Here is a 14,089-nt window from a genome sequence, read left to right as displayed (position 1 = left end):
GATTATACTACCTTATGATAGATAGAACGCCAAGCCACAGTCCACATGGATCGAGGAACTTTTTCAGGCTTCTTTCTCAAGAGATTGAGTGCTAGCATGGAAGAAAAAGGAGGACTTATGCATTCATTCGCGTCCAAACACGATTTCTGCGTGTGGCTTAACCAATTTTCTCATCCTCATTTGATTGCCAATTGGGCCGATCAGCCGCATGTGGTGACTTTGTCGAATGAGCATTTATTGCGTGTAGTACTGCCTTTCGCGGCCAAAGAGATTAAAGAGCAACTGGCTCAATGGATTGAGACTCAAATTGAAAACAACCAGATAGACTGTATTGCCTATGAAATATTGGTGAGACCGAGCACGTTACGCACCACCGTCGATAAATCGATTCGGGGAGTGAAAAATGTGATTGCGGTGACATCAGCCAAAGGGGGCGTGGGCAAGTCGACTACGGCCGTAAATTTGGCATTGGCGTTATCTCATTCAGGTGCCAAAGTCGGACTGCTCGATGCCGATGTATATGGTCCCTCTGTGCCGCTCATGCTGGGAACCACAGACGCCAAACCGGGCGTGGTAGACAATAAATGGATGCAGCCGATCGAGGTTCAAGGGATATATACCCATTCAATTGGTTATTTAATTGATAAAGCGAATGCCGCGATTTGGCGCGGGCCAATGGCATCAAAAGCGCTGGAGCAGTTAGTACGCGAAACGCATTGGCCTGATCTTGACTATTTGGTGATTGATATGCCACCGGGAACGGGCGATATCCAGTTAACGCTGGCTCAGCAAATTCCAGTGACGGGAGCGGTGATCGTGACGACACCGCAAGATCTGGCGCTGGCCGATGCACGTAAGGGCGCGGCAATGTTTGATGAAGTCGACGTGCCAGTAGTAGGCATTGTGGAAAACATGAGTTATCACGTTTGCAGTCATTGTGGAGCAAAGGAAGCCTTATTTGGTAGCGGTGGTGCCCAGACTTTAGCTGCAGAATGTGGTTTATCACTGCTGGCGCAATTACCGTTGCATATTGCCATGCGAGAAGACATCGATGCTGGCATCCCTACGGTTGCAAGACGCCCTGAAAGTGAACATGCTGGCGATTATTTGCAGTTGGCCGAGCGTATTGCCTCGACATTGTATTGGCAAGGGCATGTGAAACCGGATGCAATCGATATCGCCTTGGTATAGGTTTGATGGATTTTCACGTTGGCAACAGAAAGAATGTAATCGTTCTTTCTGTTGGTTTGTTAAGCAAACAGTCTACTTCCGCTGCATTTTCCTTGTTAGAATCTAGTATAACTGGCCTGTTCTCCCTATAATCAGGCGGTTTACCTAAATCCTCACATTTATCACGTATCGGGTGCTAATACATGTCTGATTATAATCAATGCGTCATCATTGGTATCGCTGGCGCTTCTGCCTCTGGAAAGAGTTTGATCGCAAGTACTGTCTACAAAGAACTTCGCGCAAAGGTTGGCGATAATCAAATTGGGGTGATTACGGAAGATTGCTACTACAAAGATCAGAGTCATCTTAGTATGGAAGAACGTGTAAAAACAAACTATGACCACCCTAGTGCGTTGGATCATGAATTGTTGTGCGAGCATTTAGAGCAGTTGGTGCGCGGCGAGCCTGTTGATGTGCCTGAGTATAGTTATAGTGAACATACTCGGACAGAACACTCAACACGCATGACACCAAAAAAAGTCATCATTTTGGAAGGCATTTTGTTATTAACGGAACCTCGTTTGCGTAACTTAATGCACGCGAGTGTGTTCATGGATACGCCCTTAGATATTTGTTTGCTGCGCCGTGTTAAGCGGGATGTGGAAGAACGTGGTCGTACGATGGAGTCGGTATTGAATCAGTATCAGAAAACGGTCCGTCCTATGTTCTTGCAATTTATTGAACCCTCCAAACAACATGCGGACATCATTGTCCCACGTGGTGGTAAGAATCGAATTGCCATTGATGTTCTTAAAGCACATATTTCTAAATTGCTAAAATCATAATTTTAACTGAATAATGGCAAAGAGTTAGAAACTTTGAACTAATATAAGTGGCACTGATGTGCCACTTTTTTTTACCGAAAGGATACCCCGAGATGAAGAAGCTTTCGATTGTACTCGGTACGCTGCTAGCGCTCATTGTTAGTTGTGTGCTCGTATTAGTGATTTTTGTTAATCCTAATCAGTTTAAACCATTAATTGTTGACCAAGTGAAAAAGAAAACTGGCTTGGATCTTGTCATTAGTGGCGATATTAGCTGGCAGTTTTTCCCATCGATTGGTTTTCAACTCGGCAAAACGGAATTGAAAAATCCTCAAGGTTATTCTTCTGCGAACCTGTTTAAAGTCGATGAAGTCGGGATTGATGTGTCCTTATTCGGGCTGCTCGATCATCAGTTAAATATTGGTAATGTACGTCTTGAGGGGGCCGAAGTACACCTTGAAACCTTGAAAAATGGTCAATCGAATTTGGACAGTTTTAAGGCGCCAGAGTCTGCTGACAGCACTCAAGAACCAGCACAATCTTCACTATCACAAGACCTGCCAGCCGATAAGGTGAAAACCTCTGAAGGCTCGCAACCGTGGGAGTTATCGGTACAAGGCGTGGATATCGTCAATGGTGTATTGGATATCCAAGATCAAAAGACAAAAACATTCATGAAACTGTACGATTTGCAGTTAACCTTGGATGATTTTGCCATGAATCAATGGTCGGATGTTACGTTCGGCGCGAAAGGGAAACACAATCAACAAACCTTCGCGATTTCAGGGACCACGGAACTGAATGTGGCGAAGCAATGGCAACAAAGTGCGCTACGCAATCTGGATCTTAAAGCCAGCTACAGTGATAAGGCCGTGCGTATTAAACAAGCGGAGTTGAGTGCAGAGTCGTTAGGCTTGGCCAAGGACAATCACATTCATTATCAGGTGTCTGGTAAAGCCAATGATATGCAGCTATCAGCCAGTGGTGATGCGTCTGTGACGCTTGATGAGGCAATGAAGCATCTACGATTGGAAAAACTGACGCTGGATAGTAAGCTGCTGGGTGAGAGTTTGCCTACTTCACCAATGACACTGACCCTTGCCGCGAATGGGGAGTATGATGTTGAGAATCAACAGGCGCAATTCACCTTCGATACGTTGGATGTCAATCAAATGCAATGGCAAGGGAGCGTCAATGCTAACCTAGCCAATACCCCCAAAATCCGATTTTCACTGGCTAGTGATGAGGTTGATCTCGACCCATTTTTAGTGTCTAAAACGCCCAAATCGCAAGACAGTAATAAAGCGGTGCCAGCGAAAAACCATGACCAATCGCTGGTTGCTCAGAAAGCCGAAGAACCTGATTTAAGTGCACTAGCGGGTTTGGATGTCTCTGGCTCAGTGAAAATGAAGAAATTCAAAGCCGCCAATGCGAAGTTGCAGAACGTCACTGTGGATGTTGCTGTTCAGCAGGGCAAAGCATTATTGAAACGCTTCGACGCGGATTTATATGAGGGGCACATCAATGCGAAAGCAACATTAGACGGCAATGATTTACCCGCGACGTATAAGGCGAATGGGACGATCAAACACGTGGCTGCGTTACCTCTGCTCAAGGACTTGACTGAGAAGCAATGGTTAGCCGGTAACATGAATGCCGATTTTAATGTAGAGGGTGCAGGTCTAACCCCAGAGATACTGAAGAAGAACTTAGAAGGAACGTTGGATATGGCGTTTACGGATGGTTCGATCAATGGTATCAACGTTGCTCAATTGATTCGCACGACGTATGCGCGTATTAAAGGGCAAAAAATTGAAGATAATGCCCCGAAAAAAACCGACTTTAGCTCTCTGACGGCCAAAGTAGCCTTGGACCAAGGTGTGGCAAATGTCACTAACGTGTATCTGCAGTCACCGTTATTACGTATTCAAGGGCAGGGTGAGGCTAATTACATCAATGAAACCATGGATATGTTGGTACGTACTTCCTTAGTGAAAAGCCTTAAAGGGCAAGGCGGTAAGGATATAGACGAGTTACGAGACGTCACTATTCCTTTGAATATTCATGGTAAATGGACCGATCCAAAATTTAAGTTGGTCTTTGATGATGTATTAAAGCAAAAAGCCCACAAAGAGTTAGATCGTGGATTGAAAAAACTCGATGACAAAATCAAAGACGAGAAAACCAAGAAAGTCGTCGATGGTTTGATTAAGGGATTATTCCACTAATCTAAGTTCATCACCTCTCATGAAAGCTCTAGAAGACAATATCGTCTCTAGAGCTTTTTTATTTGAATTACCAATCAACGCCTTGCAATGCTTTTATGCCTGAATCGAAAGCATGTTTGGTATTTTTGATGTCTGAAACGGTATCCGCCATCTCGATTAAACGCCGGTGTGCAGCGCGACCAGTGATTATGACCGATTGCATAGGTGGACGATGTTGTATCGCGCTAATCACCTCATCCAGATCGATGTAACCAAAGTTGGTCATATAGGTCAGTTCATCCAATAAAACGACGTTTAATGACGGATCGCTGAGCATTGTTACGCACTCTTGCCAGACAAGTTGAGCGGCGGCGGTGTCTGTGGTTTTGTTTTGTGTTTCCCAAGTAAATCCCGTGGCCATGACATGAAATTCAACGCCGAGTTTTTCTAACACATTGCGCTCGCCATTTTCCCATGTACCTTTAATAAATTGTGCCACTGCACATCTCTGACCATGGCCAACGGCGCGAGTAATCGTGCCAAATCCTGAAGTCGATTTGCCTTTGCCGTTTCCCGTAATCACCAAAAAAATACCCTGTTCTTTTTGAGCAGCGGCGATTCGTGCATCGACATTTTCTTTGACTTTTTGTTGTCGTGCTTTGTGTCGGTCTTGTGCTTGGTCTGACATATGTGATCCTTACTTCGTAAAAGAGAAAATGCTCTGTGTTCTATTGTACTATTAGAGAGCAATCGATTGATGAGGAAAATCCACGTGATTGAGTAGAGATTGATGTGGCGAAGTAGGTCGCTCACAATGAATGACGACGATCAAAGGAGACAATATGACAAGTCAAAAACCGATCAAAGTATTGATGGTGTGTATGGGCAACATTTGTCGTTCGCCAACCGCACAAGTGGTATTTGAACGTAAGGCGCAAGAGCTTGGTATCCGTATTGAGATTGACTCCGCCGGTGTGATGGCCTTTCATGAAGGTGAAACACCAGATCCACGAACACAAGCTGCGGGGAAACAGAGGGGCTACTCATTTTCGGGTCTCTACTCAAGACCCATTGTTGAGCAAGATTTTGTAGTGTTCGATTATATTTTTGCAGCAGATGAGCAAAATCTTGCGGATCTTAAAGCAATGTGTCCAGCGCAATACCAATCGAAAGTCTCTTTGTTATTGGCTGGATTAGGGCTTGAAACGGAAGAGATTCCAGATCCTTATTATGGGGGAGGGCAAGGGTTTTCTTATGTCCTCGATTTACTCGAGCAAGCGGCTGCGCTGCGTTTGCCGACCTTAAATCCTGCATAAAAAAAGCCCCCTAACCATGGAAACGTGATGATTAGGGGGCCGTTCGCATCGATGAAAAAAGAGCGCTCTCTTCTCGGTGCGAACAAGGTTTATACCATTGAGCGCACGAGTTAGAACGTATGGCTAAACTGTAATCCGAGTAAGATTGCATCGGCTTTGGTCGTTGCAGTCAAAACCGTTCCAGAGCCTTTTTCTGTCACGTCTTCGTTATCACCCAACAAGTAAGTGGCGCCGAAATCAATGGTTGAGTTCTTAGACAGTTTATAACCCACACCGGCAGAGAACCATTGGCGATCCGAGTCAGGAACTGAAATGGACGTTAATTGATCTTGCGCACTGGTGTCATACATATAACCGGCACGTAATGTGAGCGCTTCGGTCATGTAATAGGTTCCGCCAATCGAGTAGTGCCAACCGTCGTGCCATTGGTAGGGCTTTTTATAGCTCGTACCCGAGGTTGCACGTACCAGAGGAGATTGTCTGGCATCTAAGTTATCAAAGTCGATATTGTCAAAAGAATCCCAACCGATCCATTGAATACTGTAGTGTACGGCAAACTTGGTGTCTTTAATTTTATGAAAGCCAGAGAATTCAGCAATATCAGGCAATGGCAGTGTAATTTTTTGGCCGTAATCGTCTTTTGCCGTGAATCTTGGGCTGTAGTGGTAAGCAAGACCAAAACGGTTGTTCTCATCCACTTCGTAGACGGTTCCTAGGTTAAAGCCCACAGCCCAACCATCGGCTTTGTCGACGTCAACGAGCGCAGTACCTGTCGGTACGGTGCTGCCTAATTTTAGCGAACTCGCTTGTGCAATGGTTTTACTGGCATAGCGTTGCAATGTACCTTGTCCATAAATGACATCAATACCTGCGCCGAAACTCCATTGCTGGTTTAATCGGTAAGAGCCCGCCAATCCTAAGTTGAGGCTTTTTAGGTCGGTTTTACCGCCGTATTCTGAGGCAATGTAATCATCAGAAAACTCCGTTTTGGTCCCGAAGTTGGTGTAAGCACTCACGCCCCAAGCAAACGTGTTATTGACCGGAACAATTAAATGGAAGTTAGGGGCAATGGAAGTGCTGCCTGCATCGTCCACATCGTCGATGGGAATGGCACCATTATAGGTCGCGTTTTTCACGTCGATCTTTGTGGTGATGGTTTCAACGCCTAACGATAAAGCTTTCTTATCAAATAACGCCATGGTTGCGGCATTACGAGCCATGGAAGAAGCATTATCAGCAATGACGGCATCGCCAGCAAAAGCGCGGCCGAGGCCGGTGGCGGATTGAGCATTGAGCTGGAAACCGGCGGCAGAGGCTTGCTGGGTCACGAGGCCTATAGCCACGGCAAGCAGAGTTTTTTGATACAAGCGCGTCTTTTTCATCTTATTTATCCTACTAATCTGCCTCTTAGGGGCATTATTTTTGAGTTAATACTCAATTTCGGGCTGATACTAGAGGCAAGTGTATAAGATACATATCCGACCATTGCAAAAAATGGTGACAATTTGTAAGAAATTAGCGCAAACAAGGGCAAAAATGCGGGAAATGAGTAATATTTAGAGTAATAACTCTATTTGATCTTGCTAGTGACTCATCATATGGCGGGCTAGGGATGTGAATAAGAAGGCCTTGTATCGGTATAGCCACTTTCGTTTTTTCCCTTTCTGAGAAGGGAATGATAAAACAAACGAACTCAAGTTTGATCTAAACCAATATTTATTTCGCCCCACGTATTATAGTTGCCCCTGTCATCTCGTTAGTCGTCAGACTAGCGTATGAGCAAGATGACGTTTCTTTTTGAAGGCTGACTTTACTTTTTCCAATCAGTTGTCTGATTGTTTTGATGAGCATAAGCGAATCACTCTACATCCTCACCACACAGTTTTCTGTGTGGTTTTTTTTGTCTTTATTTCTGATGCCTAGCTATTTTCATGTCGTTTTATGTTACCTGCATCATGTTTGCTAGTGCGGCGCTGGCGAAGCCCCCCTTTGTTAGTACACTTATGATAACGCACCATAAAAAGGGAGAGGTGTTATGGTCACCCAACCGCAGGATCGAGTCGCATTTGTTGCAGGGCTGCGCACGCCGTTTGCTCGTCAAAGTACGTCACTGCAAGCGCTGACCGCATTAGAGCTTGGGCAACAGGTCGTGGATGAATTGTTGTTGCGCTCGCCAGTCGATGCAAACAGTATTGAGCAGTTGGTGTTTGGGCAAGTCATTCAGATGCCTTCGGCACCCAATATTGCCCGAGAAATTGTGCTGGGTAGCCGTATGCCCGTCACCACGGATGCTTATTCGGTGACCCGGGCTTGTGCCACGAGCTTTCAATCTGTGGCAAACATTGCGGATGCGATTTGGCAAGGACGTATCACAACAGGAATTGCAGGTGGTGCCGATTCGAGTTCTGTCTTGCCGATTGGTGTCTCGCGCGCAATGGCAGCAAGCTTACTCGCGATGAATAAACAGAAAACCTTGTGGGGGAAAGTCAAGCAACTGAGAGGTCTTAAAGCCAAAGATTACCTACCTGTGCCGCCAGCCGTTGCTGAGTATTCCACTGGAGAGACGATGGGGCAAGCCGCGGAAAAAATGGCAAAATCCATGAGTATTTCCCGCTTGGAACAAGATCAGTTCGCGTACCAATCCCATCAAAAAGCACAAGCCGCTTGGGATTCTGGGTTCCTATCTTCTCAAGTCATGCCTATCTATCCCAAGCCTTATACGGATTGGATGGAGTGCGATAATACGTTACGTCCAGAGGCCTTACTCTCTGAGTACCAATCACTTCGCCCCGCTTTTGACCGGCATCACGGGTCAGTGACTGCGGCCAATAGCTCGCCCATGACGGATGGCGCGGCAGCGTTATTAATGATGAGCGAGAAAAAGGCCAAGTCACTAGGGATTCCTATTCTTGGTTACTTGAAAGATTACGCCTTTGCAGGTTTATCGGCACAAGAGGCGTTACTGATGGGGCCTGCACATGCTACGCCAAAAGTCTTAGAACGTTGTGGTTTAACGTTGGACGATTTGACTCTGATCGATATGCATGAAGCGTTTGCAGCTCAAGTCCTCGCGAATGTGAAGATGTTCGCCAGTAAGACTTTTGCGCAGCAGCAGTTAGGTAAGACAACCCCAATCGGCGATATTGATCCGCAAAAGTTCAACGTGTTGGGCGGCTCCATTGCTTATGGTCATCCTTTTGCGGCGACAGGCGCCAGAATGATCTTACAAACCCTGCATGAATTACGCCGACGTGGTGGTGGATTGGGCCTTACGACGGCATGCGCGGCTGGTGGTCTTGGAGCGGCGATGATTTTGGAGGTGGAGTCATGACAGAACCGAGTGGTTTTTCTCATACACGTGATTCGCAAGGTATTGTGTGGCTAGCCGTTGATGTGCCAGATGCGACTGTGAATACATTGAAAGCTGAAGCGTTTCACGATGTCGGCGATATCTTAACGGAGTTAGAGGCTCGTCCACCCAAGGGAGTCATTGTCTACTCACTAAAGCGTGATCATTTTATTGCTGGCGCGGATGTCTCCATGATTGACCGATGCAAAAGCGCAGAAAAAACCCGCAATCTTGCTCGGCAAGGTCAGCAAGTGTTTCAACGTTTATCTCGCTTACCGTGTCCTGTTATTGCGGCTATTCATGGGGCTTGTTTAGGCGGTGGCTTGGAGCTGACGCTTGCCTGCGACTACCGTATTGCCAGCGATGCGCAAACCACCAACTTTGCTTTGCCTGAGGTACGCTTGGGGTTGCTTCCTGGCGCTGGGGGCACACAACGTTTACCAAGATTGATAGGTGTTCTAGCGGCGATGGACCTCATCATGACAGGTAAGACGATTTCTACTAAGAAAGCACGACAACTAGGTTTGGTTGATGAGGTGGTGTCGCAACATCAATTGTTAACTATTGCTAAGGACGCGCTGCTGAAGAACAAGATCCGTAAACGGCCGCTAGATCAGTGGCAGTCAAGTGGATGGTTGAATTATCTATTGGTTCATTCACACCTCTTGACCAAACAAGTGATAAGGCGTGCTCGCCATAAAATGATGGAAAAAACGGGCGGACATTATCCAGCGCCGAATGCCATTTTAGATGTCATGTATAGCGGTTTGAGAGGCGGGTTTACCGTTGGGCTCGAGAGTGAGTCGGAACAATTTGGTTGTTTAGCGATGACCGAGGAGTCTCAGGCCCTGCGTCGGCTGTTTCATGATACGACGGCGCTAAAACGGGAGCAACAGTCAGAAGATGACCAAGAAATCACTCATGTCATGGTATTGGGCGGCGGATTGATGGGGGCGGGCATCAGCTACGTCAGTGCGGTGAATGCTAAAGCCAACGTCAGGGTCAAAGACATTCATCATTCAGGCGTGTTGGCGGCTTTGCGACACTGTCACGATACGTTGAAGACAAAAGTACGGGCTCAGCGTATGACTTCTCGTGAGAAGCATACACATATGCGGCGTTTATCTGGCGGCATCGACTGGAATGGTATGGTGCAATGCCAATTAGTGATTGAAGCCGTTTTTGAAGATTTAACCTTGAAGCAGGCAATGCTAAAAGAGGTGGAGGCGCGTTCGGACAAGTCCGCTCTGTTTGCCACTAATACGTCCTCTATTCCGATAAGCCAAATCGCAGCGGCTGCTGAAGCGCCAGATAAAGTGATTGGTCTGCATTATTTCAGTCCTGTTGAAAAAATGCCGTTAGTGGAAATTGTCCCTCATCAAGGCACATCTCTGGAGACGATTGAGCGCGTAGTACAATTTGCCAGACAACAAGGGAAAACGCCGATTGTTGTCAAAGACAGTGCTGGTTTTTATGTCAATCGTATCCTCGCGCCCTTTTTGCGAGAAGCGCTAGTGATGCTGAGTAACGGGGAGCCCATTCGCGATATTGATCGAGCGTTGACCAAGTTTGGTTTCCCAGTCGGACCGTTTAAATTGCTTGATGCGGTAGGGCTTGATGTCTGCAATAAAGTGATTTCCGTGATGGTGAAAGAGTTGGGTGATCGCTTTACCGGACCGGATATACTGCAAGTCATGCTTGATAAGCAATGGTCGGGGAAAAAATCAGCACTGGGTTTTTACGACTACCGAGATAAAAAATCGTCAACGGTCAATCCTCAGTTATATGACCAACTGGATGTCGTACCAGAAAATCACTTAACATCGGAAACCATTGCGATGCGTTGTGTTCTCCCTATGCTCAATGAAGCCGCGCGTTGCTGGGATGAGTCTGTGATTGATTCGGAGCGTGATGGGGATATTGCGGCAATATTTGGATTCGGCTTCCCCCCATTTTTAGGTGGTCCTTTTTATTACATGCGTCATATGGGCGTGAGAGCATTATTGGGTTTGATGAACGATTACGCGAAAAAATACGGTGATCATTACCAGCCCAGTGATGCTCTAATACGTTGGGTTGAGCTGCAGGAGCATCAAGAGGACGATAACCGTGATAAATAGAGCAGCAACATCAATCGAGTATCGACCCGTGTGCCTGTTTGTTGATATTCTGAGGTGGTAAGCGCATTGGCTGCTTATTTACCCATCAAGATTGTAAGGAGAGTGCATTATGGACGCACTAGATATGCTGCTAAACCGGCGCTCTATGGCGAAGTTAACGGAGCCTGCACCGCAAGGGCAAGTCTTAGAAAATATCATTCAAGCTGGGCTACGAGCGCCCGATCATGGCTCACTCACACCATGGCGTTTTGTGATTGCTGAGGGGGATGGCTTAGACAAGCTATCTGCGATATTTGCCGAAGCAGAGGTCAAATTAGGCAGTGATGACGTGGTGATCAATAAAGCGAAAAATGCGCCCAAGCGTGCGCCAATGATCATTACAGTGGTTGCGACAGTGAAGCCTCATGAAAAAGTGCCCGCCTTAGAGCAGCATTTGTCTGCGGGATGTGCAGTGCAAGCTATGCAGATGGCCGCGATGGTACAAGGGTTTCAAGGTATTTGGCGTAGTGGCAGTTGGATTTTTAACGATAACGTTAAAAATGCCTTTCATCTTGCTCCTGATGATCAAATCGTCGGTTTTCTCTACCTAGGATCGCCTGGGATGAAACCAATGGATGTGCCTAAAAGAAACAGTCAAGATTTTGTAAGTTATTTGTAAAGCTGTGTCATTGTTTACCGCTTATGGAAAGGGTCGCAAAGACCCTTTTTATCCATGTTTTTAGCTTAGATCATAGCTGATAACAAAGTCGATAAATAAGCGAACTTTTTCAGGTAAGTGATCTTTGTGGTTATAAAGCATATAGATGTCACGAGGGTTGGCAGACCAATCATCCAATACTCGTTTTAAGGTTCCTGCCTGAATATATTCTTCTAACATCATATCTGGCATCAGTGCAATACCTAGCCCTTGTGTACATGCATGTCGGACAACATCAATCGTATTCGCTTGAAAGCGACCTTTATCCATGTTGACAACATTGTCTCCTTTGCTATTAGTTAGATGCCATTTGATTAATGGATAGCCTTTAAGAAGGTAATGTTGATGTAGGTCGTCGGCATGGGAAGGGATTGGGTTTAAGGCTAGGTAGTCAGGACTTGCCACCAGCACGTCTTTGACTTCACTGAGCTTACGAGCAATCAAGCTAGAATCTCGTTGTGGCCCGACTCGAAAAATGACATCCCATTCGGTTGGATCAAGCTGGTCTGCGTGATTGCTGGTCGTCAGTTCAATATTGATGTCTGGGTATTGCCGCATGAAGGCAATAAACATTGGCATCATTAAACGTTTGGTCAGGTTGGAAGGGGCAGAAATTTTGATTTTACCAGATGCGCCACGACATTCGTCTGTAATTTCTTCGGTCATACTGGCTAACCGATTGAGTAAAGGAGAGCATTCGTTAAAAAATCGTTCGCCCGCTTCTGTTAATGATAATTTACGAGCATGGCGATTAAGTAATCTAAGGTTTAACGAATCTTCAAGAGCCTGAATGCGTCGGGTAATGGTGGCTACTGGAATCATAGTCTTACGTGATGTCGCAGTATAGCTGCCATTTTCGACCACCAGTCGGAAGAGATTTAGGTCATCTAATTTCATAGTTCCTGACACATTGTTTACCGAGTTGAATAAATATATTTACCTCAAACTCTGTAGTCTGAGGAATGTCAATACGCTGTATGATATGTCATATTTCATACATATAGTATGCATCTTTGAGGAAAACTGGAATATTTGTATAAATCGTATTTAAAAGCTACCTTAATAGATAAGAAATGAAAGTACCTTATAACAATAAAAATATCTCTACAGAGAAAGAACATAGTGAGGCTACAAATATGTACAAAGCTGATGTTCGACTAGAAGCCGAGACTGCCATACAGACAGATCCAGAGACCGCTCAAAGTAAAATTATCATGCTGGTGGACGACGATCCAATTTTTCGTCACATGATGCGAGCTTCATTAGTGTCTCAAGGCTATGAGGTCGTGGAAGCCGAGAATGGATTGGAAGGGTTACGCCAGTTATCTGTACGTTGTCCTGATCTTATTTTGTGTGATCTCTCGATGCCTGTATTGAATGGCATGGAGTTTGTCGAAGAAGTGAGCTTGGAGTATCCAACGGTTCCGTTACTTGTTGTGTCTGCGACAGAAGATATGTCTGAGGTGGCGAAAGCACTGCGGTTTGGTATTAAAGATTTTCTTCCTAAACCGATTCGCGATCATGAACATTTGTACGGTGCGATTGAAAATACGCTAGCCGATAGTTCCCGTCATCAAACCGATCAACGTGATCTTGCCAATCAGTGGTATCGTGCTGACGATCAAGTGAGTGCCTCTGAAGAACGGGATTTGTATTGGCATCTCGATTATCTACGTAATCACCCAAATGCTGCTCGTGGCCTTTTGCAAGCGCTGTTACCTGATAATGATTCAGCGCAAGGTGCTTGGCATTGCAGTTATCGATTATTGCAATCAACAGACCATATGCCACTGATTTTTGATTATTCTTGGTTAATCAATGGGCAGATGATGTTTTATCTGGTCGATTCGAATAGTGATACCGATAACGGAGTCGGGACCACCTTATTAATCCGTGCCATGTTTTATGACTACCTAAGGAATACTCGTAATTTAAGCGTCGATCTCAAAGATTTTGCAGAACTGGTCGAGCGAGGGATCAAATGCACTGACCATATGGTGCCCGTCTCTGCCATGTTTGGTTTGGTCAATTTCAATGATGGAACGGTGTCTATTCTGCCTGCGGGGCTGTCAGGTCGTTGGTCTAATGTGAATAAGCAGGTCAATGTCTCTGGTGAGGTGTTGCTTGGAAATAACTGTTTGAAGAATTTCATGATAACAGAGTTACAATTAAAAACGGCCTGCAAGCTGTCATTGAGTGCAATAGGAAGCAGTAATTTCGTACTCGATATTTATAAGAACGATAAGCGTTAGCAATGTTGAGCGGTACATGCTGAAATATGGCCTGTGAGCAAAAGTCGGTGTGTGGTGATAAGACGACAATGGAGAAGGCTGGAGCTGTATTAAAAGTAGCCAAACGGTATATTTTGTTTGTTTTTAATCTAACTTTATGTTTTTTAAGTATATA

Annotated in this window: 11 protein-coding genes; 8 read left to right on the top strand and 3 right to left on the bottom strand. The window is 45.5% G+C overall.

Annotated elements, in window-relative coordinates; translation table 11 throughout:
• The first annotated feature begins 117 nt into the window (after positions 1–117).
• The 3 genes from apbC to EAE30_RS13680 all read left to right on the top strand — a co-directional run bounded on the left by apbC (position 118) and on the right by EAE30_RS13680 (position 4,222).
• Positions 118–1,191, top strand: a complete 1,074-nt coding sequence (gene apbC / locus EAE30_RS13690; protein ID WP_123016429.1) for an iron-sulfur cluster carrier protein ApbC — start codon at positions 118–120, stop codon at positions 1,189–1,191.
• A gap of 182 nt (positions 1,192–1,373) precedes the next feature.
• Positions 1,374–2,015 carry a uridine kinase gene (gene udk / locus EAE30_RS13685; protein WP_123016428.1) on the top strand — a complete coding sequence of 214 codons (642 nt, stop codon included), beginning with the start codon at positions 1,374–1,376 and terminating at the stop codon, positions 2,013–2,015.
• A 92-nt stretch (positions 2,016–2,107) separates the two neighbouring features.
• A complete protein-coding gene (locus EAE30_RS13680; RefSeq protein WP_123016427.1) occupies positions 2,108–4,222 on the top strand; it encodes an AsmA family protein in 2,115 nt (704 codons plus the stop codon).
• Positions 4,223–4,289: 67 nt separating this feature from the next.
• On the opposite strand, the gene cobO is transcribed toward EAE30_RS13680, so the two are convergent.
• Positions 4,290–4,889, bottom strand: a complete 600-nt coding sequence (gene cobO, locus EAE30_RS13675) for a cob(I)yrinic acid a,c-diamide adenosyltransferase (RefSeq protein ID WP_123016426.1) — start codon at positions 4,887–4,889, stop codon at positions 4,290–4,292.
• A gap of 154 nt (positions 4,890–5,043) precedes the next feature.
• On the opposite strand from cobO, the gene EAE30_RS13670 reads away from it, so the two are divergent.
• On the top strand, positions 5,044–5,517 hold the full coding sequence (locus EAE30_RS13670; protein ID WP_123016425.1) for a low molecular weight protein-tyrosine-phosphatase: 474 nt from the start codon (positions 5,044–5,046) through the stop codon (positions 5,515–5,517).
• Positions 5,518–5,627: 110 nt separating this feature from the next.
• Here the strand turns inward: EAE30_RS13670 and EAE30_RS13665 are convergent, their stop codons facing one another.
• On the bottom strand, positions 5,628–6,899 hold the full coding sequence (locus EAE30_RS13665; RefSeq protein WP_123016424.1) for an outer membrane protein transport protein: 1,272 nt from the start codon (positions 6,897–6,899) through the stop codon (positions 5,628–5,630).
• Positions 6,900–7,552: 653 nt separating this feature from the next.
• Here EAE30_RS13665 and fadI point away from each other — a divergent pair.
• The 3 genes from fadI (at position 7,553) to EAE30_RS13650 (ending at position 11,644) form a co-directional block, all read left to right on the top strand.
• Entirely contained in the window at positions 7,553–8,848 is a 1,296-nt protein-coding gene (fadI, locus tag EAE30_RS13660; protein ID WP_123016423.1) for an acetyl-CoA C-acyltransferase FadI, read from the top strand.
• Positions 8,845–10,986 (top strand): fatty acid oxidation complex subunit alpha FadJ, encoded by a 2,142-nt coding sequence (fadJ, locus tag EAE30_RS13655; protein WP_123016422.1) that lies wholly within the window; start codon positions 8,845–8,847, stop codon positions 10,984–10,986. Before fadI ends, fadJ begins: the two co-directional genes overlap by 4 nt.
• 109 nt (positions 10,987–11,095) lie before the next feature.
• Positions 11,096–11,644, top strand: a complete 549-nt coding sequence (locus EAE30_RS13650; RefSeq protein WP_123016421.1) for an NAD(P)H nitroreductase — start codon at positions 11,096–11,098, stop codon at positions 11,642–11,644.
• Between the two features lie 60 nt (positions 11,645–11,704).
• On the opposite strand, the gene EAE30_RS13645 is transcribed toward EAE30_RS13650, so the two are convergent.
• The gene (locus EAE30_RS13645) at positions 11,705–12,580 is read right to left on the bottom strand and encodes a LysR family transcriptional regulator (protein ID WP_123016420.1); all 876 of its coding nucleotides are present in this window, start codon (positions 12,578–12,580) and stop codon (positions 11,705–11,707) included.
• Between the two features lie 239 nt (positions 12,581–12,819).
• Here EAE30_RS13645 and EAE30_RS13640 point away from each other — a divergent pair, with 239 nt between their 5' ends.
• Positions 12,820–13,935: a response regulator gene (locus EAE30_RS13640; RefSeq protein WP_123017382.1), complete on the top strand. Its 1,116-nt coding sequence runs from the start codon at positions 12,820–12,822 to the stop codon at positions 13,933–13,935.
• Positions 13,936–14,089: the final 154 nt, after the last annotated feature.

Source organism: Vibrio zhugei (genome assembly GCF_003716875.1).
In the GTDB taxonomy this organism is placed as follows: domain Bacteria; phylum Pseudomonadota; class Gammaproteobacteria; order Enterobacterales; family Vibrionaceae; genus Vibrio; species Vibrio zhugei.
The sequence above is the reverse complement of the archived record's forward strand: the minus strand, read 5'-3'. Positions and strand labels throughout refer to the sequence as shown.